Source organism: Streptomyces wedmorensis, from assembly GCF_000716445.1.
Taxonomy (GTDB): Bacteria; Actinomycetota; Actinomycetes; order Streptomycetales; family Streptomycetaceae; genus Streptomyces; species Streptomyces wedmorensis.
Genome location: NZ_JNWK01000241.1, coordinates 1 through 213 on the forward strand (window position 1 = coordinate 1; position 213 = coordinate 213).

A 213-nucleotide genomic window follows, 5' to 3' on the forward strand; every position below is an offset into this window, starting at 1 on the left:
CGAGCCGGTGGCGATCGTGGGGGTGGCGTGCCGTTTTCCGGGTGGGGTGTCGTCGCCGGAGGATCTGTGGCGGTTGGTTGCCGGTGAGGTGGATGTCATCGGTGGGTTCCCGGGGGATCGGGGGTGGGATCTGGGGTCGTTGTTCGATGAGGATCCGGATCGTGCGGGGAGGAGTTATGTCCGTGAGGGTGGGTTCCTGGAGGATGCCGCGGG

1 protein-coding gene is annotated in these 213 nt (G+C 67.1%); it reads left to right on the forward strand.

The window, feature by feature from the left end:
* A partial coding sequence (locus tag OO54_RS41270) for a beta-ketoacyl synthase N-terminal-like domain-containing protein (RefSeq protein ID WP_033213077.1) occupies positions 1 to 213 on the forward strand: 213 nt, incomplete at both ends.